This window comes from Mesorhizobium sp. HAY1-8B, assembly GCF_056868045.1.
This window is the reverse complement of record NZ_CP200321.1, coordinates 4,727,306-4,750,628: the sequence shown is the minus strand read 5'-3', so window position 1 is coordinate 4,750,628 and position 23,323 is coordinate 4,727,306. Positions and strand designations below refer to the sequence as shown.

At 61.5% G+C, this 23,323-nt stretch carries 24 protein-coding genes and 1 pseudogene; 20 read left to right on the top strand and 5 right to left on the bottom strand.

Translation table 11 applies throughout. The features are described from left to right. Positions 1-74: 74 nt before the first annotated feature. On the bottom strand, positions 75-671 hold the full coding sequence (locus tag AC1VON_RS22735) for a TetR/AcrR family transcriptional regulator (protein ID WP_483126360.1): 597 nt from the start codon (positions 669-671) through the stop codon (positions 75-77). 54 nt (positions 672-725) lie between these two features. Between AC1VON_RS22735 and AC1VON_RS22730 the strand changes: the two genes are divergently transcribed. After that, positions 726-1,688 (top strand): NAD-dependent epimerase/dehydratase family protein, encoded by a 963-nt coding sequence (locus AC1VON_RS22730; RefSeq protein ID WP_483124905.1) that lies wholly within the window; start codon positions 726-728, stop codon positions 1,686-1,688. Beyond that, positions 1,685-1,870, top strand: coding sequence for a hypothetical protein (locus AC1VON_RS22725; protein WP_483124904.1), 186 nt, complete (start codon positions 1,685-1,687; stop codon positions 1,868-1,870). Before AC1VON_RS22730 ends, AC1VON_RS22725 begins: the two co-directional genes overlap by 4 nt. A gap of 386 nt (positions 1,871-2,256) precedes the next feature. On the opposite strand, the gene AC1VON_RS22720 is transcribed toward AC1VON_RS22725, so the two are convergent. Then, positions 2,257-4,707, bottom strand: a complete 2,451-nt coding sequence (locus AC1VON_RS22720) for a membrane-bound PQQ-dependent dehydrogenase, glucose/quinate/shikimate family (RefSeq protein ID WP_483124903.1) — start codon at positions 4,705-4,707, stop codon at positions 2,257-2,259. A gap of 196 nt (positions 4,708-4,903) precedes the next feature. Between AC1VON_RS22720 and AC1VON_RS22715 the strand changes: the two genes are divergently transcribed. The 13 genes and pseudogenes from AC1VON_RS22715 (at position 4,904) to AC1VON_RS22655 (ending at position 16,817) form a co-directional block, all read left to right on the top strand. Beyond that, positions 4,904-5,560, top strand: coding sequence for a cytochrome c3 family protein (locus AC1VON_RS22715; RefSeq protein ID WP_483126359.1), 657 nt, complete (start codon positions 4,904-4,906; stop codon positions 5,558-5,560). After that, positions 5,544-5,729: pseudogene (locus AC1VON_RS22710) on the top strand (TAT-variant-translocated molybdopterin oxidoreductase); the annotation flags it as partial. The gene AC1VON_RS22715 and the pseudogene AC1VON_RS22710, both read left to right, overlap by 17 nt. A 3-nt stretch (positions 5,730-5,732) precedes the next feature. Continuing rightward, complete coding sequence (locus tag AC1VON_RS22705; protein ID WP_483126358.1) at positions 5,733-8,528, top strand: 4Fe-4S dicluster domain-containing protein; 2,796 nt, start codon at positions 5,733-5,735, stop codon at positions 8,526-8,528. Then, complete coding sequence (gene nrfD / locus AC1VON_RS22700; protein ID WP_483124902.1) at positions 8,521-9,900, top strand: NrfD/PsrC family molybdoenzyme membrane anchor subunit; 1,380 nt, start codon at positions 8,521-8,523, stop codon at positions 9,898-9,900. Before AC1VON_RS22705 ends, nrfD begins: the two co-directional genes overlap by 8 nt. After that, complete coding sequence (locus tag AC1VON_RS22695) at positions 9,897-10,424, top strand: DUF3341 domain-containing protein (protein ID WP_483124901.1); 528 nt, start codon at positions 9,897-9,899, stop codon at positions 10,422-10,424. The genes nrfD and AC1VON_RS22695 overlap by 4 nt, the downstream gene beginning before the upstream one ends. Further along, a complete protein-coding gene (locus AC1VON_RS22690) occupies positions 10,421-10,960 on the top strand; it encodes a c-type cytochrome (protein ID WP_483124900.1) in 540 nt (179 codons plus the stop codon). The genes AC1VON_RS22695 and AC1VON_RS22690 overlap by 4 nt, the downstream gene beginning before the upstream one ends. Further along, on the top strand, positions 10,957-12,096 hold the full coding sequence (locus AC1VON_RS22685) for a hypothetical protein (protein WP_483124899.1): 1,140 nt from the start codon (positions 10,957-10,959) through the stop codon (positions 12,094-12,096). The genes AC1VON_RS22690 and AC1VON_RS22685 overlap by 4 nt, the downstream gene beginning before the upstream one ends. Before the next feature lie 73 nt (positions 12,097-12,169). After that, a complete protein-coding gene (locus AC1VON_RS22680; protein ID WP_483124898.1) occupies positions 12,170-12,583 on the top strand; it encodes a hypothetical protein in 414 nt (137 codons plus the stop codon). After that, positions 12,580-13,335, top strand: a complete 756-nt coding sequence (locus tag AC1VON_RS22675) for an SCO family protein (RefSeq protein WP_483124897.1) — start codon at positions 12,580-12,582, stop codon at positions 13,333-13,335. The genes AC1VON_RS22680 and AC1VON_RS22675 overlap by 4 nt, the downstream gene beginning before the upstream one ends. After that, positions 13,332-14,291 carry a cytochrome c oxidase subunit II gene (gene coxB / locus AC1VON_RS22670; RefSeq protein ID WP_483124896.1) on the top strand — a complete coding sequence of 320 codons (960 nt, stop codon included), beginning with the start codon at positions 13,332-13,334 and terminating at the stop codon, positions 14,289-14,291. Before AC1VON_RS22675 ends, coxB begins: the two co-directional genes overlap by 4 nt. Continuing rightward, positions 14,288-15,928 carry a cytochrome c oxidase subunit I gene (gene ctaD / locus AC1VON_RS22665; RefSeq protein WP_483124895.1) on the top strand — a complete coding sequence of 547 codons (1,641 nt, stop codon included), beginning with the start codon at positions 14,288-14,290 and terminating at the stop codon, positions 15,926-15,928. The genes coxB and ctaD overlap by 4 nt, the downstream gene beginning before the upstream one ends. After that, positions 15,928-16,566, top strand: coding sequence for a cytochrome c oxidase subunit 3 (locus AC1VON_RS22660; protein WP_483124894.1), 639 nt, complete (start codon positions 15,928-15,930; stop codon positions 16,564-16,566). Before ctaD ends, AC1VON_RS22660 begins: the two co-directional genes overlap by 1 nt. Next, positions 16,563-16,817, top strand: a complete 255-nt coding sequence (locus tag AC1VON_RS22655) for a cytochrome C oxidase subunit IV family protein (protein WP_483124893.1) — start codon at positions 16,563-16,565, stop codon at positions 16,815-16,817. The genes AC1VON_RS22660 and AC1VON_RS22655 overlap by 4 nt, the downstream gene beginning before the upstream one ends. Positions 16,818-17,041: 224 nt before the next feature. Here AC1VON_RS22655 and AC1VON_RS22650 read toward each other — a convergent pair whose 3' ends face one another. The 3 genes from AC1VON_RS22650 to map all read right to left on the bottom strand — a co-directional run bounded on the left by AC1VON_RS22650 (position 17,042) and on the right by map (position 19,960). Continuing rightward, positions 17,042-18,283 (bottom strand): tyrosine-type recombinase/integrase, encoded by a 1,242-nt coding sequence (locus tag AC1VON_RS22650; RefSeq protein ID WP_483124892.1) that lies wholly within the window; start codon positions 18,281-18,283, stop codon positions 17,042-17,044. A 134-nt stretch (positions 18,284-18,417) separates the two neighbouring features. Beyond that, a complete protein-coding gene (locus AC1VON_RS22645) occupies positions 18,418-19,077 on the bottom strand; it encodes a JAB domain-containing protein (protein ID WP_483124891.1) in 660 nt (219 codons plus the stop codon). Positions 19,078-19,132: 55 nt separating this feature from the next. After that, complete coding sequence (gene map / locus AC1VON_RS22640; RefSeq protein ID WP_172350250.1) at positions 19,133-19,960, bottom strand: type I methionyl aminopeptidase; 828 nt, start codon at positions 19,958-19,960, stop codon at positions 19,133-19,135. Positions 19,961-20,214: 254 nt separating this feature from the next. On the opposite strand from map, the gene AC1VON_RS22635 reads away from it, so the two are divergent. From AC1VON_RS22635 to AC1VON_RS22615, 5 genes are all read left to right on the top strand, one after another. Further along, positions 20,215-20,577: a hypothetical protein gene (locus tag AC1VON_RS22635; RefSeq protein WP_206681845.1), complete on the top strand. Its 363-nt coding sequence runs from the start codon at positions 20,215-20,217 to the stop codon at positions 20,575-20,577. A gap of 110 nt (positions 20,578-20,687) precedes the next feature. Next, positions 20,688-20,927, top strand: coding sequence for a hypothetical protein (locus AC1VON_RS22630; protein WP_172350252.1), 240 nt, complete (start codon positions 20,688-20,690; stop codon positions 20,925-20,927). 180 nt (positions 20,928-21,107) lie between these two features. Next, on the top strand, positions 21,108-21,404 hold the full coding sequence (locus tag AC1VON_RS22625) for a DUF982 domain-containing protein (protein WP_483124890.1): 297 nt from the start codon (positions 21,108-21,110) through the stop codon (positions 21,402-21,404). 162 nt (positions 21,405-21,566) lie between these two features. Beyond that, entirely contained in the window at positions 21,567-21,830 is a 264-nt protein-coding gene (locus AC1VON_RS22620) for a DUF6074 family protein (RefSeq protein WP_483124889.1), read from the top strand. A gap of 261 nt (positions 21,831-22,091) precedes the next feature. Then, positions 22,092-23,318: a pilus assembly protein TadG-related protein gene (locus tag AC1VON_RS22615; RefSeq protein ID WP_483124888.1), complete on the top strand. Its 1,227-nt coding sequence runs from the start codon at positions 22,092-22,094 to the stop codon at positions 23,316-23,318. The last annotated feature ends 5 nt before the right edge of the window (positions 23,319-23,323 follow it).

The window sequence follows — 23,323 nt, the reverse complement described above, 5'->3', positions numbered from 1 at the left end:
AGCGCTCCTGTGTCCTTGGAACCCCCTGAGGCTCCGTTCACGTCTCGGGATCGCTCGATCTTTCTTGCGCACCGTCAGCGCGCTTGTCCTCGCAATCCCAGCCATGCGGCATCCAGGACGATGTCCGTGATTTCCTCGCGGCTTGGACCCGGATGATCGAGCCACCACACGGCCACCGCGTGGAGACCCTCTTTCAGAAATGCCGCCGTCGCCTGTCGATGCCACGGCATACGGCCGGGCATGAACTCCGCCAGCAGGGCGGCGATACCGGCGGACGCGCCCGCCTGGACCTCGCGCGAAACCTTCGCCGCGACCGGATTTCCGGCGGGAACCGTCAGCAGCACCCGTGCGGCATCCGGTGCCTGCTCTACGAATTCCAGAAAGGCGTCGACCGAGCGGCGGAATTTTTGCTCCGGGTCGCCGTCGTCTCGCACGATCGCCTTGCCTCTGGCGATCAGGCCGTCGCGGATCGACTCCAATACCGCCACGAACAGCGCCTGCTTCGACGGAAAATGGTCGTAGAGCACCGGCTTGGTGATCCCTGCGCCTGTCGCGATGCTGTCCATTTTCGTGGCGTCGTAGCCGTCGCGGGCAAAGGCGGAGACAGCCGCTTCGACGATCCTGGCCCGACGCGCCTCGGCGCTCAGACGCTTTCTTACCCTTGAATCCATCGGCAACAATACTAACCTACTTTGAGGTAGGTTATCAAGCCAAGAGGTGATGCCATGCGCATTTTCGTTGCAGGCGCGACCGGCGCCGTTGGACGCAGTCTGGTTCCACTCCTGATCGGCAAAGGTCACAGCGTCGTCGGATTGACGCGAACACCAGCTAAGACCGGCCTCCTGCGGGAGCTCGGCGCCGAGCCTGTCGTTGCCGACGCGCTCGATCAGAAAGCCGTTTATGCCGCGGTCATTGCCGCACGTCCGGATGTGATCGTGCACGAACTGACGGATTTGAAAGGCGCCTCGGACCTGCGCCACTTCGATCGCGCCTTCGCCGGCAGCAACCGGCTGCGCACCCTTGGAACCGACCATTTGCTTGCGGCCGCGCGTGACTGCGGCGTGAAACGGATGATCGCGCAAAGCTTCTGCGGCTGGCCTTATGCGCGTGTCGGCGGATATGTGAAAACCGAGGACGATCCGCTCGACGACAATCCGCCGCAAGAGCATCGCGGCACGTTCGATGCGATCCGCTATCTCGAGCACGCCGTTACGACAACGCCGAAGATAACTGGCGTCGTCTTGCGCTATGGCGGGTTCTATGGCCCTGACACCGGCGTTTTCGATCCCTCTACGATAGAACAGATCCGCAAGCGCCGCATGCCGCTGATCGGCGGCGGCACGGCGTGGTGGTCGTTTCTGCATATCGCCGATGCTGCGGAAGCGACGGCGCTCGCGGTCGAGCGTGGCGACGGCATCTACAATATCGTCGATGACGATCCCGCGCCGGTGCATGACTGGCTGCCTGATCTCGCCACAATGCTCGGCGCAAAACCACCGTTCCGTGTGCCGGCTTGGCTTGGCCGACTGGCGGCGGGAGAGCACATCGTTGTCATGATGACGGAGTCGCGCGCGGGATCGAATGCCAAGGCCAAGCGGGAGCTTGGGTGGTCGCCGCGCTATCCGTCGTGGCGACAGGGATTTGCCGAAATTACCCAAAATGAAGGGCGGAAGGATCAGACAGCATGACGATCAAGATCATTCAGTTCCTCGCCAACGTTATCTATGCGGGCATTCTCACCAGCGACATGTTCGGCCTGCAGACCACATCGGGCCAGCCCACCGAAGATCTGATGCGCTCGCGTCAGGCGCCGAGTGAAAAAGCCGCATCTGACTCTCGCAGAGCAAGAAGAACTCGCCAAGATCGATAGTGACCTTCGATCGATGGGATTCTCCACCGCGCGTTGGGACACCGATTGTCGTGCATTCCTCTTAGAGCGGAAGAAAGCGGCCAGGATACGGTCTCGCAGGCGGAGTAGCAGCGCAAGGTAATAGCAGAAGGTCTCATTCGCGAAATCTTGGGGAAGGGGAGTTCGGGATACTGACGCGCGCCCGCCTGCATGGCGCCTTGCTGCTTGCCATTGGATTTCGATTTGTCCTTGGCATCGACACCACGTTGGATATGGCGCTGCTTGGCCGCTTCGCCGGCTATTTCCGATTTCATCTGCATCATCGTCTCCTTGGCTTGGAGAGGAAACAGCGCATTTCAGACGAAAAGGTTTGCGCAAAAGATCTCGACTTATCGAAAGGATTCGGGTCAGCCTTTTGGCAGTGCATAAGCGATGACATCATCGCCAATCTTCGTCTCCATAAAATGATGGCCACCGGGAGCAATGACGACGTACTGCCTGCCGTCGACCTCATAGGTCATCGGCGTGGTCTGCCCGCCAGCCGGAAGGTCGGTCTGCCAAACGACTTTGCCGGTTTTGATGTCGATGGCACGCAGCTTGCTGTCCGTGGCGGCAGCGATGAAGATCAATCCGCCCGCCGTCACCAGAGGCCCGCCATTGTTGGGCGTGCCGATGTTGAGTGGCAGCATCGACGGTATGCCCCACGGCCCGTTGTTGACTGCACTGCCAAGCGGCTCGTCCCAAAGCGTCCTGCCCGTCTTCAGATCAATGGCGCGTATGTGGCCGTATGGCGGTTCGGAGCAAAGCAATCCGGTCGATAGCCGCCAGCCGGCGTTGACTGCTATGGCGTAGGGAGATCCCATCTGCGGGTTGCCCATATCCTTCGATTTCTGGGAACCGCCGCCCTGTTCGATCGACTTGAAACCAATCTGGTCGGCTTTCTCGCGCGGCAGCAACTGGTTGTAGTTCGGCATGTCGTTGTAGTTGGCAATCAGGATGCCGTCGTCGGCGTCGACCGCAACGCTGCCCCAATCGGAACCGCCATTGTAGCCGGGATATTCTATGAAGGGCTTGTCGACCGTCGGTGGGGTGAACTCTCCCTGGTAGAACGCTTGCCGAAACTGGATGCGGCAATAAAGTTGATCAAGCGGGCTCATGCCCCACATCTTCTTTTCGGTCAGCACCGGTTGGTCGAGATGCGCATAGCCCGAATAGGGCTGCGTCTTCGACAGCTTGTCCGGTTCGACGCCGCCGGACGGCACCGGCCGCTCCTCGACCGGGAAGAGCGACTTTCCAGTCTTTCGGTCGAGCACGTAGATCTGGCCCTGCTTGCTCGGCACGATGATCGCGGCCACCTTTCCGTTGCCTGCCGGAATATCGACGAGCGTCGGCTGCGACCCGAGGTCGTAGTCCCAAAGATCGTGATGCACGGTCTGGAAATGCCAGATTGGTTTGCCTGTCGCGACATCAATGGCGACGATCGAGGAATTGAACTGGTTTTCGAAATCCTGGCGATCGACGCCATAGTAGTCGACGGCGGCATTGCCGAGCGGCAGATAGACGTAGCCGAGTTGCGGATCGGCGGCCGCGACCGTCCACATATTCGGCGTCCCACGTGTATAGGTATCACCTTCCGGCGGCGCGCCTGTGCGGTCGGGATGGCCCATATCCCAGGCCCACACGAGTTTGCCCGAGACCACGTCATAACCACGCACGACACCCGATGGCGCATCCTCGGCCTGGCCGTCCTGAACCTGCGCACCAAGCACGGCGATGCCGCGCACGATGGTCGGCGGTGCGGTCACGGAGTACCAGCCTGGTACCGTTTTCCCCAGCCCTTGCGTGAGGTCGACTATGCCTTGCTGGCCGAAATCGGTGCAGAGCTTGCCATTCCTGGCGTCAATCGCAATCAGCCTGGCGTCGAGCGTACCCCAGACGATGCGCGTACCGCAGGGCTGCTCTGCCCTGGCCCCCGGCTTGGCGTAGTAGGCGACACCGCGACAACTGGCGCCGTAGGGGATGGCGTCATCCGAGACCTTCGGATCGTAGCGCCAGTCCTCCTTGCCGGTGGCAGCGTCGGCGGAGATGACGATGCCTTTGGCCGAGCAGGCATAAAGGTGACCGCCCACCTCAAGCGGTGTGTTTTCCGGCGAATATTTATCCTTGGCCGCCTTGTCGGGCATGTCACCGGTGTGGAATTCCCAGACCTTGGTCAGTTGCGAAACAGTATCGGCATTGATCTGCTTGACCGGGGAATAGCGGGTCGCAAGCTCGGAACCGCCATAGACTGGCCAATCGCGTCCGGCCGGATGTACCGCCGTGTCGGGCTGTCCGGTGCCGTCGTTCGCTGGAGCCGCCGTGGTAGCAGGGGCGATAGCGGGTGCTTCCTGCGACCGTGCCGTCATGGTGAAATGGTAGAAGCCGAATGTGCAGGTTAGAACCAGAGCTGCGGATGTGGTCGCGTAGGCGCCAAGCCGTTTCATGCGTCCACGGCCGAAGGCGGGTAGCGTCAACAGGACAAAGACCAGGATGACGGTGGGTGCCAGCACGCGGGGCATCAACCCCCAAGCATCCATGCCGACTTCCCAATAGGCCCAGGCGAGCGTGGCGATCCAGGTCAGGACATAGAGCCAGACCCCGGCAATTTTGCTGCGCAACAGCAGAGCGCCTGAAATCAAGAGTGCTATTCCGGTTGGTAAATAATACCAGGAACCGCCCAGTGCGATCAGCCAGCCGCCGCCGGCGCCGATCAGCAAGCCAAGTATCAACAGCAACACGCCTACGAATATGGTCCACCAGAAGGCAAAGCGGGAGCGGCTAGGATATGTGGTGGGCGAATTGGCGGCGCTGTGTGTCATGGCTAGATTTCCAGGTATGGAGCGTTCGTGATCATCTTGAACGCCAGCCATTGCTCATGGTTGCGGGCACGGGCGGCGTTTCAGCCGCGGGCAGGGGTCACCATTTTGTGAGCAGTTCTCACTGGCGGAACCTTTGCCACATCGCCGCCGTTAGGCGGTCGATCCAGAATCTGGCTCCATGCAAATCGGCGAGGGGATGCCGCAGGTTTTTTCCAGCAATGCCAATGGGATTGCCCGCTTTGTGTTGTGGGGCGTGTGTTTTTTCGCGATTTTTGTCGCCATTGGCGGGACGGCTTTTTTGCGATCAGGCTTTGTCACCGGCGTCGGACAACCCATCGCCCAACCCATCCCGTTCAGCCACAAGCACCATGTCGGCGAAATCGGCTTGGACTGCCGTTACTGTCACAGTGGCGTCGAGACGTCGGCTTCTGCGGGCCTGCCTGCAACCGAGGTGTGCATGACCTGTCACTCGCAGCTCTTCACCAATGCCGACATGCTGGCCCCGGTGCGCGCAAGCCTTGCCTCAGGCCAGCCTTTGCAATGGCAACGCGTCAATTCGGTGCCAGATTTCGTCTACTTCAACCATTCGATCCACATCGCCAAGGGTGTCTCCTGCGAGACCTGCCATGGCGAGGTCGACGATATGCCGCTGATGCAAAAGGCGCATTCGCTTTCGATGGAATGGTGCCTCGGCTGCCACCGCGATCCCGCTCCCAATCTTCGCCCGCCGCAGGATGTTTTCCTCATGCATTGGAAGCCGCCGCAAGACATCGAAGAGGTAAGGCGGTCGCTGATCAGTATCCTTGATATCCACCCCGAGACCATGACGGATTGCTATGTCTGCCATCGCTGACATCGAGACGGTCTCGGCCTGCGACCTTGCAGCAATTCGGCTCGCTGCTGCGGGGCGTGGACCATGGCGAAGCTTGGATGAACTGGCTGATAGCGCGGAATTTCAGCGCTTTGTCCAAGCCGAGTTTCCGGCGATTGCCGAACGCATGCCCCTCACTGTCGATCGCCGAACGATGCTGAAGTTGATGGGCGCGTCGCTGTCGCTGGCCGGTCTGACGGCCTGCAGTGAGGCCCAGCGCATCGTGCCTTACGTGCGCCAGCCAGAGAATGTTATTCCCGGCAGGCCGCTCTATTATGCGACAACACTCGCCAGCGATGGCTACGGCATTGGCGCGGTGGTGGAGAGCCACGAAGGCCGGCCGACCAAGGTCGAGGGCAATCCGGATCACCCGGCATCACACGGTGCAACCGATGCCGTCATGCAGGCTGCGGTGTTGTCGCTGTTCGATCCAGAACGGTCGCGTACGCCGCTCAAGCAAGGCGAGCCGGCCAGCTACGATGACTTTCTGAAAGATATCGCCGGGCTTGCCGGTGGATGGACCGCCTCAGGCGGACAAGGCTTGGCTCTGCTGATCGAAGCGACGACATCACCGACAGCAAAAGCTCAGATTGAAGCGCTTAAGAACCGATATCCCAAGCTCCGCGTCTTCCAACACAATGCGCTCGCGGCCAATTCCGGCGAGCAGGCAGCGGCGAAACTGTTCGGCAAGCCGTTGACCCCAATCTACCATTTCGATCGCGCCGATGTGATCGTCAGTCTGGATGCAGACTTTCTGGGGGAAGGGCCAAGTCGTCTGGCCTATGCCCGCGACTTCGCCAACCGGCGGCGCGTCCGTAAATCCACCGACACGATGAGCCGTCTCTACGTCATCGAATCCACGCCGACGATCACGGGTGCGGCGGCCGATCATCGTCGTGCCGTCAGGCCAAGTGCGGTCGAAGGTATTGCGCAGGCGCTCAAAGCGGCTCTCGAAGGAGACAAGGGGACAGCCGGTTCGTCGCCGCTCGAACCAATGTGGACAACTGCGCTTGTCGATGATCTTCGCAGCGCGGGGCGCAACGCACTCGTGGTGCCCGGTGCGCACCAGGCACCGTTCGTCCACGCGGCAGCATTTGCCATGAATGCCAGGCTTGGCGCCATCGGCAACACGCTGGAATTCATCGAACCTCCTGATGTCATGCCAAGCGATGGCGACCTTGTGATGCTCTGCCAAGCCATCGCGGGTGGTTCCATCGACACGGTCGTCGTGCTCGGTTCCAATCCCCTGCAGACCGCGCCATCGGACATCGATGTCCGCAAGGGCTTCTCCAGGCTAAAGCTTCTTGTCCACTGGGGGCTCTATCGCGACGAAACGGCGTTCCCAGCGCACTGGCATATTCCCGCCGCGCACGAACTGGAAGGTTGGAGCGATATCCGCGCCTATGACGGCACGGCTTCGATCGTGCAGCCGCTTATCCAGCCCTTGTTTGGCGGCAAGAGTCTGCATCAGCTGATAGCCGCGTTTAGCGGCGATTATAACGCTGATGCACGGGCGCTGGTGCGCTCGACATGGAAGGCCATGGATGAGCCGGCCTGGCGCAAGGCTCTGCGCGATGGCGTTGTCCCGAACAGTGCCGCTATCCCGATCGCCGTCACCATGCCGGCAGATATTGGCGCCGTTGCGCCAAGACCGTCTGTTGGAGATCGGCTTGAGGTCAGCTTCGTCGCCGATTCCTGGCTGCGTGACGGCCGCCACGCCAATTCGTCCTGGCTGCAGGAACTGCCACGGCCGCTAAGCAAGCTTGTCTGGGGCAACGCGGCTCTGGTCTCGCCCGGCACCGCGGAGCGCCTTCAACTTGAGAACGGGCAGATCGTCAATCTGGCGCGCGGTGGCAAGGATATGGATGCGCCGGTCTGGATCACACCGGGCCAGCCGGAAGAGACGGTAACGCTGTCGCTTGGCTTTGGGCGCAAGATCGGATCGGTTGCCGCGCTGGCCGGTGGCTATGATGCTTTTGCGTTGCGGACCGCCGGCGCTCTCTGGTTTGCCGATGACCTCGCGTTGACCGCGCGCGATGGTTCCGCGCGCGTGATCACGACCCAACACCATCAGGCGATGGAGGGCAGGGCGATCGTGCGCCATGCGACGCTCGACACATTCAGGAACAATCCGCATTTCGTGCGGGAGAATGTGCCGGCGTCGCCCACCGAGTCGCTCTATCCCGATTGGAGGTACGATCAGGAAGCCTGGGGGATGGCGATCGACCAGTCGGCGTGTATCGGCTGCATGGCTTGCGTTTCGGCGTGCCAGGCTGAAAACAACATACCGACCGTCGGTCCCGATGAGGCGGCGCGCGGCCATGAAATGCATTGGCTGCGCATCGACCGCTATTACGAGGGCACCGTTGACGATCCCGACATCTTCTTCCAACCGGTGCCATGCATGCATTGCGAGAAGGCGCCATGCGAGGTGGTCTGTCCCGTCAACGCCACCACTCATACGCATGACGGGCTGAACGCGCAGGTCTACAACCGCTGCATAGGCACGCGCTACTGCTCGCAGAACTGCCCCTACAAGGTGCGGCGCTTCAATTTCTTCGGCTATCAGGACTTCGACAAGGACTCTGCCGGGCCGCAACAGGCCGTGCACAATCCCGATGTCACCGTGCGCTCACGCGGCGTCATGGAAAAATGCACCTATTGCGTCCAGCGCATTTCCGAAAAACGCATCCGCGCCCAGGTCGAGAACCGGGAGATCGCCGCTGACGAAGTGGTCACCGCTTGCCAGCAAGCCTGTCCCACACAGGCGATCAGCTTTGGTGACCTTACCAAGAAGGGATCAAAAGTCGTGCGCGAAAGGAACGAGCCGCATAATTATGCGCTGCTCGAGGAGCTGAACACGCGGCCGCGCACCACTTATCTCGGCAAGATCACCAATCCCAACGACCGGATTGAAGCCAAGCCTGGCACGGAGACCGGCCATGGCTGAAGCCGTTGCCGCCAGAGGTAGAAAATCGCCACGCCCGCAGCCGGTGCTGCGCGGTCGTCACGATTTTCCGGAAATCAGCGGTCGCATCAGCGCCGTTGTCCTGGACGGAAAGCTGCCGCGGCTGTTCTGGGCCGCCTTTTTCGTCTGCTTCGCCTTTGTGCTGCTGTTCCTCTTTTCCATCACCTACCTGATTTCGGTCGGTGTCGGCGCCTACGGCATCAACATCCCTGTTGTGTGGGGCACGCTGATCTCGAGTTTCGTCTGGTGGATCGGTATTGGTCACGCCGGCACGCTGATCTCGGCCGTGCTGCTGCTTTTGCGCCAACCCTGGCGCGCCTCGATCAACCGTTTCGCCGAGGCGATGACGCTGTTTGCCGTGGCAATGGCTGGGCTCTACCCAATCCTGCATCTTGGCCGGCCGTGGTTCTTCTATTGGCTGCTGCCGCTGCCCAACACGCACATGCACTGGCCGCAATGGCGCAGTCCGCTGGTCTGGGATTTCGCCGCGATCTCCACCTACGCCACCGTCTCCTTGCTGTTCTGGTACATGGGCCTGGTGCCCGATCTCGGCGTACTGCGCGATCGGGCAAAGTCGCGTGCCGGACAAGTGTTTTACGGTATCCTTGCACTCGGCTGGCGAGGTTCGGCCTTCCATTGGGCGCGCTACCAGACCGTGTATTTCCTGATGGCAGCCCTTGCGACGCCGCTGGTCGTGTCGGTGCATTCGATCGTCGCGCTCGATTTCACCTTTGCCATCACACCGGGATATCACTCGACGATTTTCCCACCCTATTTCGTCGCCGGCGCGCTGCTTTCCGGCTTCGCCATGGTGCTGACGATCGCGATCCCGTTGCGCTGGGCGTTCGCGGTCGAGGATCTGATCACGCTGCGCCATATGGAGAATGCCGCCAAGCTGATGATCGCCGCCGGCATGATCGTCATTTACGGCTATGCCTCGGAAGCGTTTTTTGCCTGGTATTCGGGTCAGCCCTATGAGCGCGCCATGATGGCCGAACGCGCCGTCGGTCCTTACGCTCCATTGTTCTGGACGATGCTGTTTTGCAATTGCGTCGTCCTGCAGCTGCTGTGGTTTCGCGGTGTTCGGCTCAACATGCCGCTGCTGTTTTCCATCGCGCTGGTCATCAATATCGGCATGTGGCTGGAGCGCTATGTCATCGTCGTCACTGGCCCGAGCCGCGACTACCTGCCGTCCTCGTGGGGCGAACAATCGCTGACCTGGCTGGATTTCGGCATCTTGTTCGGCTCGATCGGCACCTTCTTCGCGCTGGTCTTCCTGTTCATCCGCATCTTGCCGGCGATCACCATCTTCGAGGTCGAGGAACTGGCCGAAGAAAAGGGCGGCGCAGCATGAGCCTCTATGGCGTCATCGCGGCTTTCGCCGATCCGGATGCGCTGACGCTGGCGGCCCGGACGATGCGCGACAAGGGCTACCGGCGCATGGATGCTTTCTCGCCCTTCGAGGTGCACGGCCTTGCCGACATTCTCGGCATGCGAAAGACGCGGCTGCCATGGGCGGTGCTGGCGGGCGCTGTTGCCGGCGCGGTGCTGGTCTACGCGTTGATCCTCTACTCGGTCGAGGTGGATTTTCCCATCAATGTCGGCGGCCGACCTCTGCACTCCTGGCCGCCTTTCACGGTGATCGCGTTCGAGGGGGCCATTCTCGGCGCGGCGCTGGCCGGTTTCGTCGGCATGCTGTGGGCAAACGGTCTGCCGCAATACTACCACCCGGTCTTCAACGCCAGGACCTTCACCTATGCGCGCGGCGGCAAGTTTTATCTGCTCGTCGAAGCGGCTGACCCAAAATACCGCAAGGGCGTCACGCGAGGGCAGCTTACGCGGCTTGGCGCCGAAACGGTCGAGGAGGTGGAGGCATGAGAGCCGCGACGCTCCTGTTGGTGCTCCTCCCGATGATCGCGGGCTGCAAGCAGGATATGGCCGACCAGCCGCGTTACAATCCTCTCGCGAGCAGCACACAGTTCGCCGACGGCATGTCGGCGAGGACGCCGGTCGACGGCACGATGACGCGCGATGCCGACCTCACGGCAACGCCGGATAAATTTCCCTATCCGATCACCATGGAGTTGCTCCAGCGTGGACAGCAACGCTTCGACATCTTTTGCTCGCCCTGCCATGGCCGCACCGGAGATGGCCACGGCATGGTGGTCCAGCGCGGCTTCCCGGCACCGCCGAGCTATCACCAGGATGCGCTGCGCAATGCGCCGGACCGTCATTTCTACGACGTCATCACCAACGGCTATGGCGCTATGTATCCATATGCCGGGCGTGTGCCGCCGAAGGACCGCTGGGCGATCGTCGCCTACATCAGGGCTCTGCAATATTCGCGTCATGCATCCGCCGGCGCGCTCCCGGACGGTCTGCGTGCAAAACTCGATGCGGAGGCCGCGCGATGAGGCGTCCCGCATGGCCCGATGGGTATCTTGCTCCAGCGGTTTTGCTGGCCGCTGTGGGGCTTCTGCTGGGTAGCATCGGACTCCTCTTCGATCCGCGGGGCACGCTGGCCGGCTGGCTGACAATCGCGCTCTTCCTGCTTGGATTGCCGCTTGGGGCGATGACGATCCTGTTGGTGCACGGGCTGACGGGCGGTCGTTGGGGCGAGGCATTGCGTGGGCCGTTACGCGCCATTGTGGCGACCTTGCCGCTGGGTTTGCTGTTGCTTCTGCCTGTTCTCGTGCGGCTTGATTTCGTCTTCCCATGGGCAGGGACTGATCCAGCTGTGTTGCCGGAGACGGTGCGGCAAAAACTCGCCTATCTCAACCTGCCATTCTTCGTCCTTCGCTTCATCGTCTGCGCCTTGATCTGGCTGGTGCTTGCCTGGCTGATCCGTGGGTGGACAGCGCCCGATAAGGACAGGTCAAGGCGCACGACGAGCCGTCCCTATGCGATCGGGCTCATCGTTCACGGTCTCGCCGTGACCGTGTTTGCCATCGACTGGATGCTTTCGATCGAGCCCGACTTCATCTCCAGCATCTATGCCATGCTGGAAGCCGCGGCCGAGGTCGTTGGTGCGTTTGCGCTGGCTCTGACGGTACTGGCGGCGGGCCGCGCAATAGAAACCGTGCCGGCCGGTGAGGACGATGTGGCGCTGGGCGAGGACGTCGCCAACATGCTGTTCGGGTTCATGCTCATCTGGGCATACCTGTCCTTCATGCAGTGGCTCATCATCTGGGCCGGTGACCTGCCCGAAGAAATCCACTGGTACATCCTGCGCAGCCAGGATGGTTGGCAGTACCTGCTGTGGATGCTGATCGCGCTGCAATTCGTCATGCCCTTCGCGGGCTTCCTCAACCGCTCGGCCAAGCGCAGCCATCGCGGTCTGCTCGGCCTTGGTGCGTTTGTCCTGGCCGGACATTTCACTGATGTCGTCTGGCGCATCCGCCCGGCGCTGTCGGCCGCCGGAGCGCCGGTATCCTGGACCGACCTGGCGGCGGTCGCCGGTGCCAGCGGCGCGTGGTGCGCTTGGTTCCTTTGGACCCTGTCCGAGCCGAAACGGATCGCTTTCTGGCACGGGAGGCAGGTCCGTGGTTAGGGCTGCACATCCCGAAACGCGCGACGTGCAGCCAAGGGCAGTTCTGCTGTTTGGCGCCGGTCTGCTCGTCTTCTTGGCGCTGGCTGCAATAGCGCTGAAGCTGATTTTCAACACGACGCCATATTGGCCGCTGGCAGGTGGCGGGACTGGAGACGCAGCTCCACAATTGCAGGTGTCGCCTGCAACCGATCTCACGGCATTTCGCAAGCAGGAAGATCAGGAACTGGGCAAGCTCGGCTGGGTCGATCGCAATGCCGGCATCGCACGCATTCCGATCGAAGACGCGATGAAACTGATCACCGTTCAGGGACTTCCTGATTGGAAACGGCAGGTCGTTTCGGAAGGGCAGGAATGCGCTTTGCTCGAGCAGCAGGTTCGCCGTGCGCCACGACTCGGCAAATGCGACACGGCAGGCGGTCAAGGATCGCCCGTTGAGGCGACCGGCCCGCGAGCCCATGCCGCGCCGGCCTCGGGGGTCCAGCCATGATACGATCGCTCCTGGTCCTGGCTGCGCTGCTCGCGTCAAACGCGGCCGATGCTGTAGAGCGCCCAACTTTCGATCCGAAGATCGGCGCGCAACTCGATCTCGACAAGGTCTTTCTCGATACTTCGGGCAAGGCAATTAGTCTGTCCGAAATTCTCGACGGCCGTCCGGCGCTTGTCGTCTTCGGTTACGACAAATGCCCCAACCTCTGCGGTGTCACTCAGCAGGCGGTAGCCTCAGACCTGAACAAGACAGGCCTCGATCCCAAAGCGTACCGGGCGATTTTCGTTTCGATAGATCCTTCCGAGACCGCTCAGGATGCAATCGCCGCAAGAGCGGCAGTCGCGCCGTCCGCCGGGGAAAAAGGGCTAGCGGCGTGGCGGTTCCTGACCAGCCCTGACGATGCCGGTGCCGCGCTTGCGGCCGAAGCGGGCATCACCTTCGACCGGCGCGATCGGATCGCCCAGTATGTCCATCCGATCGCCATCATCGCGCTGACGCCGCAGGGACGAATCGCGCAGGTGCTGCCGGCGGTGAGCTTCGAGCCGCGCGATCTCAAGCTCGCTCTCGTCGAGGCATCGGCCGGTCGCCTGGGCTCGATCGCCGACCATGTCTTCCTGCTCTGCGCCGGCTTCGATACGTCAAAAGGGCAATACACGTCCGCAATAGAGGCGGCCGTGAAGATGGCAGGCGTAGCGACACTTTTGGGGCTTGGAGGCAGCCTTTTCATACTTACGCGGCGGAGGCGGACTTGAGCTTCGGCATCCCCTTCACACCGCCCGAGGCGTCGTCGATCGCCGGCAGCGTCGACACGCTGTTCTACACCTTGCTCGCTTTCACCTTTGCGCTGGGCGCTTTCCTCGCCAGCCTCGTTGTCTTCTACGCCATCAAATACCGTGCCGGTTCCACGGCGGACCGAACCGGCGAGCGCACGCGCAGCCTGCCCTTGGAAGTGACCTGGACTGTCGTCAGCCTGTTGATTGCCTTCGTTATCTTTGGTTGGGGAGCCGTGCTGTTCCTGCGCCGCGAGCATCCGCCTATCGACGCGCTCGAAATCTCCGGGCTGGGCAAGCAATGGATGTGGGAGTTTCGCCATCCCGGCGGCCAGCGCGAGATCAACGAACTGCATGTGCCGGTCGGCAAGGCCGTGATCGTGTCGCTGGCGTCGCAGGACGTCATTCACTCGTTCTTCGTGCCAGCCTTCCGGGTCAAGCAGGATGCCGTGCCGGGGCGCACGACGCATGTCTGGTTCATCGCCAACGAACCGGGACAATATCATCTGTTTTGTGCGCAATATTGCGGCACCCAGCATTCGGAAATGGGCGGCTGGGTGACGGTGATGCCGCCGGAAGCCTATGCTACGTGGCTTGGCGACCAGGGGCAGGGTGACACGCTTGCCGCCGACGGTGAAAAGTTGTTTCGCGCGCTTGGCTGCTCGGGCTGCCACGGCAATGCCAGCAAGGTCAGGGCACCGGATCTGGCCGGTATCTTCGGACAGCCGGTGGCGCTGGACAATCAGCAAACGGTGATCGCTGACGACCGCTATCTCCGCGATTCAATCCTCAACCCGAAAAAGGAAATCGCCGCCGGTTACGATCCGGTGATGCCGAGTTTCGACGGCGTGGTCGATGAGGGAGAAATGCAGATGCTGCTTGCCTATCTCAAATCTCTTTCGCCCCGGGCGACGACCAAGAGCGAGGCAGCCCAATGAGCGCCGAGGCATTGAGGCCGTCGAGCTATCTGGGGGAGGGTGCCGGTCCAGCCGCGTGGCTGCTCACCACCGATCATAAGCGGGTCGCTTGGCTCTATCTCATTTCACTTACTGCCTTTTTCTTCCTCGGCGGCGCCTTTGCCGTCCTGATACGGATCGAGCTCGCGACGCCCGCCGGCGACCTCGTCTCGGATGACACCTACAACCGGCTGTTTTCGCTGCACGGCATCATCATGGTCTGGTTCTTCCTGGTGCCATCCATCCCCGCCACGCTCGGCAATTTCCTGTTGCCGCTGATGATCGGTGCGCGCGACCTCGCTTTCCCAAGACTTAACCTGGCGAGCTGGTATGTCTTCATGCTCGGCAGCTTGTTCGCCCTGGCTTCGGTGGTCTTCGGCGGCGTCGATACCGGCTGGACCTTCTACACACCGCTCTCCACGCTCTACGCCAACGGCTTCGTCTCGATGGCAGCCCTTGGCGTCTTCATCGTCGGCTTTTCGACGATCATGACGGGCATCAATTTCATCGTCACCATTCACACGCTGCGGGCACCGGGCCTGACCTGGTTCCGGTTGCCGATCTTCGTATGGACGATGTATGCCACCGCCCTGGTGATGGTGCTGGCGACGCCGGTGCTCGCCGCCTCGCTGATCCTGATCGTGCTGGAGCGCGTGTTCGGCATCGGCATCTTCAATCCCGCACTTGGTGGCGACCCGCTGCTGTTCCAGCATCTCTTCTGGTTCTATTCGCACCCCGCCGTCTACATCATGATCCTGCCAGGGATGGGGGTGGTCTCGGAGGTGCTGCCCTGCTTCAGCCGGCGCCCGCTGTTCGGCTACAAGGCCGTCGCCCTGTCCTCGATGGCGATCGCCGTGTTCGGCTTTCTGGTCTGGGGGCACCACATGTTCGTCTCCGGCCAGTCGGCCTATGCAGGCGTGCTGTTCTCGTTCCTGTCGTTCTGCGTCGCCATTCCCTCGGCGATCAAGGTCTTCAACTGGAGCCTGACGCTGCGCAAGGGCGAGATCACGTTCGAAACGCCGATGCTCTACGCGCTGTTCTTCCTGGCGTTATTCACCTTCGGCGGATTGGCGGGCCTGTTCCTGGCAGCGCTCGCCATCGACGTTCACGTCCACGACACATATTTTGTCGTCGCGCATTTCCACTACATCATGGTCGGCGGCATGGTGACGGCCTACATGGCCGGGTTGCACTTCTGGTGGCCCAAGCTGACTGGCCGCATGTATTCCGAAACCTGGGGCCGTATTGCCGCCACGGTCACCTTTCTCGGATTCAACCTCACGTTCTTTCCGCAATTCGTGCTCGGCTTCCTCGGCATGCCAAGGCGCTATCACACCTATCCACCAGAATTCCAGTTCTGGCACATCCTGTCGTCGGCCGGCGCCGTCGTGCTGGCGGTGGGTTACCTGATGCCGTTGTTCTACCTCGGCTGGTCGATGTTTCGCGGTGCCCGCGCACCCGCAAATCCCTGGGGTGCGACCGGGCTCGAATGGCAGACGGCTTCGCCGCCGCCACCACACAATTTCGATGTCATGCCGACGGTCAACAGGCCTGCCTACGATTACGACATGAAGGGGCTGCAACATGAGAAGTTCAGTCCGCATAAGGACGAGGCCTGATGGGCGCGCCGACCGAAAGCGTAGCCTTCGATACGCCGGCCCGCGAACAGGCGGCCGATACGTTCGCCATGTGGATATTCATCGGTTCGGAAGCGATGCTGTTCGGCGCGATCCTGCTGGTGTTCTTGATCGCGAGGATCAGCTACGGCCCAGCCTTCGCCGCCGCATCACACCGCCTGTCGCTGCCACTCGGCACGCTGAACACCGTCGTGCTGATCTCGTCCAGTTTCGCCATGGCCCTTGCGCATCTCTTCGCCAGCAGCGGCCGCTGGCGCGCATCGACTTGGTCGCTCGCTGCAACGGCACTGCTGGGTTTCGTTTTCCTCGGCATCAAGGCGGCGGAATACACGATGGAATTCCGCGAAGGCATCGCGCCGGTGCTTGGGGCGCCGTTCACCTACGATGGACCGGATCCCACGCATGCAGAATTCTTTTTCGGCCTCTATTTCGCGATGACATCATTGCACGCACTGCATCTCATAGGTGGCATCGTCGTCATTGCAGGCATGCTGGTGATTTGGTCGAGGGCGACGCAGTCCAGTCGGCTTCGCCGCGTGCGGGCGATCGGCCTTTACTGGCATTTCGTCGACATCGTCTGGGTGTTTCTGTTCCCCGTTCTCTACCTGATCAACCGATGAGCAACATTCGCAAACTCACCATCGCCTATTTCGGACTCCTGGCCCTGCTGGGTCTGACGGTCGGCTCATCATTCCTCGACCTTGGTGGTTTGAACTCCGCGCTCAACTTGGTGATCGCTGCTGGTAAGGCCGCGATTATCGCCATTCTGTTCATGCAATTGACCGATGAGGGCATCTTGCCGCGGCTGGCGGTTGCGGCGACAGGCTTGTGGCTGGCCGTTCTGTTCGGACTGACGTTGATCGGACGATGAGGATGGGACATGGTAGGCTTCTTGTTGAAGAAGCCTGTGATGCTCCGCAACTGCCGAACCTAACTCAACGTGGGCGCGACAACCGTTGTTGTCCTTACGCAACCGCAGAAATCCTCCCGCCGAGTGGGTTCGTTCATCGGCCCAACTGCGGCCATTCGTGACCTTTCTTCGATTGACGCTCCCGGCAAATTCACGACATGCAACTTCATGCTGCACCGTTAGGTTCAGACGGCTTTGCGGTTCTGCCCCTTGCTGAGCAACGCGGTGACGAAACTTTCCCACTTCTTCATGCCGGCGCGCTTTTCCGGCATGTAGTTCCACCTGTCGTAATTCTTCGAACTGACATCATGGAGGGCATGGTTCTGGATGCGGTCGCGGATTTCCTTCGTCACACCGGCCTTGCCAGCGAGTGTCTTCCAGGTGCGCCGCAGATCGCGATTGGTGACAACCGGGATGACGCCACGCTCCCGCTGCCTCCAGATGAAGCTGTATAGGGTGTTGTGGCTGACCGGTACGGACGGGTCGTTCGCTGAGGGAAAGAACCATCCATATTTGTTCGGCTTGAGGGAATTGATCAACTCGGCGGCCAGCGCAGGAACAGGTATCGCGTGCGGCCGGCTGTTCTTCGTCTTCGACCAGTCGATAATTTCTTCGGCGGCATCCCACTGATCGACGTGGAGTCGGGCAATCTCCTCGACGCGTTGTCCAGTCAGCATGAGGATGCGGATGGCGCGGGGGTACGGCGGATGCACGGGAGTGTCGGGGCATTCGAGCCAGCGATAGAGCCGCACATATTCGTCCTCATCCAGCCAGCGGGTGCCGACATTCTTTGGTTCGGTTGGGATGCCCGCTGCCGGATTATAGGCAAGCCGGAAGCGGCGAGGCGAACTGTTTCGATAGTCATGCTCGGACTTCATGCCCCAGCTGTAGGCGGAACGAATGTAGCTGCGGACATGATCCGCCATCGCCCGGGCTCCGCGCTCGTAGACAGGGCGGATGACGTTGGCAATTTCATCGGGTTCGATCTCGCGCGCAAGCCGATTGCGCCCGAGTGTGTCGGCAACCTTGTCCAGTCCCTTCTCGGCTTCCTTCCAGGAGGACTTGCCGTTCTCCTTGAGGTTCTCGACATAGGCCTCGAAGAGATCGCCGACAGTTCCCGGTCGAGTATCTGTGGCGATCTTGATGCTTCGACCCTTCTGGATAAGATTGGCGAAGTCCCTCTGAAAGAGCTCACGTGCTCCTGCCAGTGAGGTCGAGGGATAGGAGCCGATCTTCTTTTTCGTCCGTTTGCCATCGCGCCACTGCTGAGCCATCCACTCGGCTGTCACCCGCGTAGGCATAGCCTTCAGAACCAGCACCAGCCGACCCGTGCCGCGACCTTCGCCATCGGCAAGGTCTGCCTGCTTTCCTGACTTCTCGACCTGTTTGATTGCTCGCCGAATGGCTCCGTCAGTGAGGCTGGGCATGGCTGGGACTCGTGCAGATTTGGGGGCGGTATGGGCTCGTTAATTGGTGACGGTAAGGCGATCACTCGCCGAAAATCGCCTCCAATTATGCCAAATTCCGCCCCCTGTACGCAAGGCCAAAAAAGATCAATGATTCAATAGGATTGAGCGTGATTGCTCGTGACGTTTGGAGGACGAAATGGATGGTTGTGCACCAGGATGATCGCGGTGGCCGAGAGGTCGAGCGCACGCTTGACCACTTCCCTGGGATAGACGGGCGTATGGTCGACAGTGCCGGTCTGCTGCACCTCGTCGGCAATCAGCGCGTTCTTCTTGTCGAGGAACAGGATGCGGAACTGTTCGCGCGCCTCGAAGGCCATGGCAGAGCGGCAATAGGCGAGAAGCTGCGTCCAGGACGACAGGACTTCGCGGCCATGGACCTCGCCATGCGCCATGCGCTGTGCTGTCGCCGCGACGATTTTCAGGTCGAGCGCCACCGCCGGACCGATGCCCTTGACTTCCTGCAGCAGGTTGACGGGCGCACCAAGCACCTCGGCCAATGTACCGAAGCGCGTGAGCAACGCCTTGGCGGCCGGCTTGGTGTCGGCGCGCGGGATCAGCCGGAAGAGCAGGAGCTCCAGAAGTTCATAATCGGGCAGGGCGTCCGGACCCGCTGAGACGAAGCGCTCGCGCAAGCGATCGCGATGGCCGAGATAATGCGGTTTTTCGGCTGGAGCCGGCTTTGCCTTCGCCGCCGGCCGAACCGGTACCTCGGAGAAGAAACTCCGCTCGTCGTCGTCGTTGGCTTTCCCCATCCGCCCCCGCATCCGGCAATCGATCGGGCGCAGCAGTCGCCCGACGGTCAAAAACTCAGGCCGGCAGGCCGGGACGATCAAGCTTGTTGGGCGAGAGCGTGAAAATCTCGCAGCCGGCGTCGGTCACGCCGATCGTGTGCTCGTACTGCGCCGAGAGCGAGCGGTCGCGGGTTACGGCTGTCCAGCCGTCCGACAGCACCTTCACATGCGGCCGGCCGAGATTGATCATCGGCTCGATGGTGAAGATCATGCCGGGCCGCATTTCCACGCCCTCATTGACGTTGCCATAGTGCAGGATATTTGGGGCGTCGTGGAACAGCTGGCCGACGCCGTGGCCGCAGAAGTCGCGCACCACCGAGCAGCGCTCCGCCTCGGCATAGGTCTGGATGGCAGCACCGATGGCGCCGGTGCGAGCCCCGGGCCTGACCGCGGCGATGCCGCGCATCAGGCATTCATGGGTGACCTCGAGCAGCCGCTCGGCGGCGCGCTTGATGGTGCCGACCGGATACATGCGCGAGGAATCGCCGTGCCAGCCATCGAGAATGTAGGTGACGTCGATGTTGACGATGTCGCCGTCCTTCAACGGCTTGCTGTCGGGAATGCCATGGCAGACGACATGGTTGATGGAGGTGCAGGACGACTTCGTGTAGCCGCGATAGTTGAGCGTCGCCGGCAGCGCTCCGTGATCCATGCCGAACTCGAAGACGAAACGGTCGATGGCATCGGTGGTGACGCCGGGCGCGACCATGGGAACCAGCTCGTCCAGGCAACGCGCGGTGAGGTCGCATGCCTTGCGCATGCCGGCAAAACCGTCCTCGCCATAGAGGCGGATCTGGCCGGTGTTTCTGAGGGGTGCGGTGGCGGCGTCGAGATAGGTGACCATTTTGTCCGTATGGAAGGTAGGGCGCTGCAGGGATGCTGGCGTGAAAATCCCACCAGATTTGGCACTTGGGGGCAAAAGGTTCAAGGAAGAACTGCCTGATGCAGCCCGAACCGGCGGGATATTCGTCGCGTCTGCGCGGGCTTTTGCCGGTTTTGCACGGTTTGCTTTCCTTTGCGGCCATCGTGCGCTAGGGCGGGACGATGTTTTGGAGATCGCGTCCAGCCCTGAAGCGCGCCAGATCGCTTGAAGCGCCGTTGACGGCAGCCTGCTCCTGCCTGATGGGCCTTGTGTTGCTGGCGATGCTGTGCCTCGGCCGGCCGGTTTTCCCCACTTTCGCTGACCCTGCCCAGGGCAGCGCCAGCGTTGGCATCGAACGGTCGGGCGAAGTCGCGGCGTTGCTGCGTGTCACCAACAAGGCACAGGCCCTTGAGGCTCGCACCGTCAGGCCGTTGGTGGCCAAGTTCGCGGGCGGCCATCCGGCATTGCCGGCTCCAGAAACTGTTTTCCTTTGGCTCGCCCCGACGTCGCCGGCAGTGTTTGGCGCCGGCCGTGGGATGGTCTCGGCTCCGTGCACGAGCACCAATCAGCCGCGCGCGCCGCCGTCCGCGCAGGCCTGAGCGGTCCAAGACCGCACGTTCGCCATCCTACCAAGCCATTCGTGTCGCGATCCGTGCGGCGGCCATAGCCGCGCATTGTTGGCGCGGCGCGTCATTTCCGGATCATTGCAATGCAACAACGTATCAAGACATTCAAAAGCCTGTCGCGTGCAGCCTCGGCTGCTTCATTTCTGTCCGTTCAGGCGTTCATCTGTATCGGAACCGTTTACTGGGCGATCGCCGAGACGCTCTATCTGTCGGGAACCGGAGCGCTCGTGCTCGGTGTCCTGTTCGCCTTGCCGTCGGCCTATGTTCTGATGATGGTGGTGCGCATGGCCTTCGACGCCGAGACCGACCCGGCCAATCAATAAATTGCGCCGCCGGATCGGAAAGTTCTGCCGGGTACCTTTGTGCCGGCAGAACTTTCCTCGCCCTTTGCAGCAGAAGCGGCCGCTTCCGCAGTGACGACACATTTCCGTGGCACAAACCGGTCAAAGCAACTTTTGACGACGGACGGCGTTGCTGGGCGACGCCAGTTCGGGAGATTTCGGATGGACAGATTGCAGTTCGAGGTGCCGGTGCGTATCGCGCCAGGGCCTGGCTTGCCCGTCGAGGAGATTTACAGCGTCGAGCAGGCGTTGGATTTTCTCCAGGACTGGCCGGCACGCCGGCAGGGACCGGTGTATCAGAAAGCCTTCAACGCCTGCTTTGGCGCCACGGTGGACGTGGTCAAGACCGAGGATGCCTGCCGGGCATTCATGGCATTCTGCCGCGTCACCGGACTGATGGCCAGCGACATGATGGCGCCGCGCAAGCGCGGCGCCGAGGCGAGGGCGCTGCAGGCTTGAGGGCAGCTTCGCTTGCCTCGATAACCAGTTCGGCTTGAGTGCACCGTCTCTTGTCGCGGATATCCATCAATAGCGGCGTTAAGCTTCCGTTTCCACCTTCGCGGCTACGCCATTGCTTGTTCAGCAATGTTGATTCGTTGCGTCAGTCTCATGGTTCGGAAGATGTCTCCAGAAAAAATCCGTGCGTTCCCGATCGACCGTCAGCTATTCCTGGTCAGAGAAGTTGCGGCCAAGCTCGACAATCTGCATGGCGAGACCGCAGTCTCGTTCTGGAGGGCCAAGGCAGCGGAGCTGCTTGACCTCGTTGTCGGGTCGGGCAGGGACAGAGCCACGGCCGGTGATGAAGTCCGCAGATTTTTCCTGGCCGTACAGAAAGAGTTGTCGGCTGGAGTGGCCTCAGAGCAGGTGCCCGTCCTTTCCGCCTGAAGCCAAAACTGCGGCGCGCTGGATTTGACCGCATCCGGTTGAGCCGGATCGCTCCCATTCGCCGGAACCGCCAGCGTGATCCTGCAATCGGTGGAGTCACTTGTCCGCGGAGCGCTGCCGTGCCGGCAGGGACGGCAATCGCCGTCGTCCGAGCACCGATCAGCGAACGGCCGGTTGTTTGAAGCCGATCGAAGCCTTGATCAAAAATGAACCGAACTTCTTAGCCGTTCGTTCATATATGCGTGCTTTCTAATTTAAGTTATGGCTTCCAACTGCTTCACCCGAATTCGGCTCATGGCGACCGGCATACGCCGGAGTACCAGGGCAAATGTTGCCACTATCTTCGCCCTCAGCCTGCCGATCGTCGTCGGCGCCGCCGGCTTCGGCGTGGAGACCTCCTACTGGTACTACAACAGCCTGAAACTGCAGGCGACGGCCGATGCCGCCGCCTATGCCGGCGCGCTTGAACAGATCTCAGGGTCCGACAAGCCGACGATCGTCGCGGCCGCGACACAGTCTGCCGCGTCCAATGGGTTGGGCTCGGGCACGATCGTCGTCAACACGCCGCCAGCGTCCGGGCCGAATACGGCGAAGAAAGCAGTCGAGGTTATCGTCCACCAGAACGTCGACCGGATGTTCACCTCGATCTTCACGCAGGGCCAGGTGCCCGAACAGGCGAGGGCGGTGGCCCTCATCACCAACGCCTCGAAGTCCTGCATGACCGCGCTCGATGTGACCGCCTCGCAGGCTGTACTGTTTTCCGGCAATACCAGCGTGAAGGTCACCGGCTGCGTGGTGATGTCCAATTCGAACGCTTCGGACGCCATCAAGCTCCAGGGCTCGGCGGCACTGCAGGTCGATTGCCTGATAGCGGCGGGCGGCGTCTCACTGAACAATCCGGTCACCACCGTTTGCCCGGCCCCGATCACCCAGGCGCTGCCTGCCGCCGATCCATTCGCCGACCTGCCGACCCCGGCTGCTTCAAATCCCTGCCAGAACACCAACAAATCGACGCTGAAACCTGGCACCTACTGCAGCGGACTCAGCCTTAGCGGCAGCGTTACCCTCCAGCCGGGCGTCTATGTCGTTCAGGGCAATCTCAAGATAAACGCCAACGCTTCCGTCACCGGCAGCGGGGTGACCATCTTCATGTCGGGCAGTTCGACGGTCAGCATGAACGGCAACGCCTCCGTGCAGCTCAGCGCGCCGACTTCGGGCGCTTATTCCGGTGTTCTGTTCTATGGCGACAGGGCCGGTAGCAGTGCATCCAGCACCTTCAACGGCACAGCCGACTCGCTGCTGACTGGGGCCATCTACTTCCCGAGACAGCAGATCAGCTATCTCGGCAATTTCTCGGGCAATGGCGGCTGCACCCAAGTCGTCGCCGATACGATCCAATGGTCAGGCAGTTCAACCATCAATCAGGATTGCACCAGCCTCGGAATGCGCGACATTCCGGCCGCGCAGTCCGTGGCACTGGTCGAGTAGCCTCC

Coding starts and splice junctions, on each gene's coding strand:
- AC1VON_RS22715 (WP_483126359.1), top strand. CDS start 4,904: ATGCCGCAGGTTTTTTCCAGCAATGCCAATGGGATTGCCCGCTTTGTG.
- AC1VON_RS22650 (WP_483124892.1), bottom strand. CDS start 18,283: ATGCCCAGCCTCACTGACGGAGCCATTCGGCGAGCAATCAAACAGGTC.
- nrfD (WP_483124902.1), top strand. CDS start 8,521: ATGGCTGAAGCCGTTGCCGCCAGAGGTAGAAAATCGCCACGCCCGCAG.
- AC1VON_RS22625 (WP_483124890.1), top strand. CDS start 21,108: ATGGACAGATTGCAGTTCGAGGTGCCGGTGCGTATCGCGCCAGGGCCT.
- AC1VON_RS22675 (WP_483124897.1), top strand. CDS start 12,580: ATGATACGATCGCTCCTGGTCCTGGCTGCGCTGCTCGCGTCAAACGCG.
- AC1VON_RS22690 (WP_483124900.1), top strand. CDS start 10,421: ATGAGAGCCGCGACGCTCCTGTTGGTGCTCCTCCCGATGATCGCGGGC.
- AC1VON_RS22655 (WP_483124893.1), top strand. CDS start 16,563: ATGAGCAACATTCGCAAACTCACCATCGCCTATTTCGGACTCCTGGCC.
- AC1VON_RS22685 (WP_483124899.1), top strand. CDS start 10,957: ATGAGGCGTCCCGCATGGCCCGATGGGTATCTTGCTCCAGCGGTTTTG.
- AC1VON_RS22730 (WP_483124905.1), top strand. CDS start 726: ATGCGCATTTTCGTTGCAGGCGCGACCGGCGCCGTTGGACGCAGTCTG.
- AC1VON_RS22660 (WP_483124894.1), top strand. CDS start 15,928: ATGGGCGCGCCGACCGAAAGCGTAGCCTTCGATACGCCGGCCCGCGAA.
- AC1VON_RS22645 (WP_483124891.1), bottom strand. CDS start 19,077: ATGGGGAAAGCCAACGACGACGACGAGCGGAGTTTCTTCTCCGAGGTA.
- ctaD (WP_483124895.1), top strand. CDS start 14,288: ATGAGCGCCGAGGCATTGAGGCCGTCGAGCTATCTGGGGGAGGGTGCC.
- AC1VON_RS22735 (WP_483126360.1), bottom strand. CDS start 671: ATGGATTCAAGGGTAAGAAAGCGTCTGAGCGCCGAGGCGCGTCGGGCC.
- AC1VON_RS22615 (WP_483124888.1), top strand. CDS start 22,092: ATGGCTTCCAACTGCTTCACCCGAATTCGGCTCATGGCGACCGGCATA.
- AC1VON_RS22630 (WP_172350252.1), top strand. CDS start 20,688: ATGCAACAACGTATCAAGACATTCAAAAGCCTGTCGCGTGCAGCCTCG.
- map (WP_172350250.1), bottom strand. CDS start 19,960: ATGGTCACCTATCTCGACGCCGCCACCGCACCCCTCAGAAACACCGGC.
- AC1VON_RS22705 (WP_483126358.1), top strand. CDS start 5,733: ATGCTGAAGTTGATGGGCGCGTCGCTGTCGCTGGCCGGTCTGACGGCC.
- AC1VON_RS22720 (WP_483124903.1), bottom strand. CDS start 4,707: ATGACACACAGCGCCGCCAATTCGCCCACCACATATCCTAGCCGCTCC.
- AC1VON_RS22725 (WP_483124904.1), top strand. CDS start 1,685: ATGACGATCAAGATCATTCAGTTCCTCGCCAACGTTATCTATGCGGGC.
- AC1VON_RS22695 (WP_483124901.1), top strand. CDS start 9,897: ATGAGCCTCTATGGCGTCATCGCGGCTTTCGCCGATCCGGATGCGCTG.
- AC1VON_RS22620 (WP_483124889.1), top strand. CDS start 21,567: ATGTCTCCAGAAAAAATCCGTGCGTTCCCGATCGACCGTCAGCTATTC.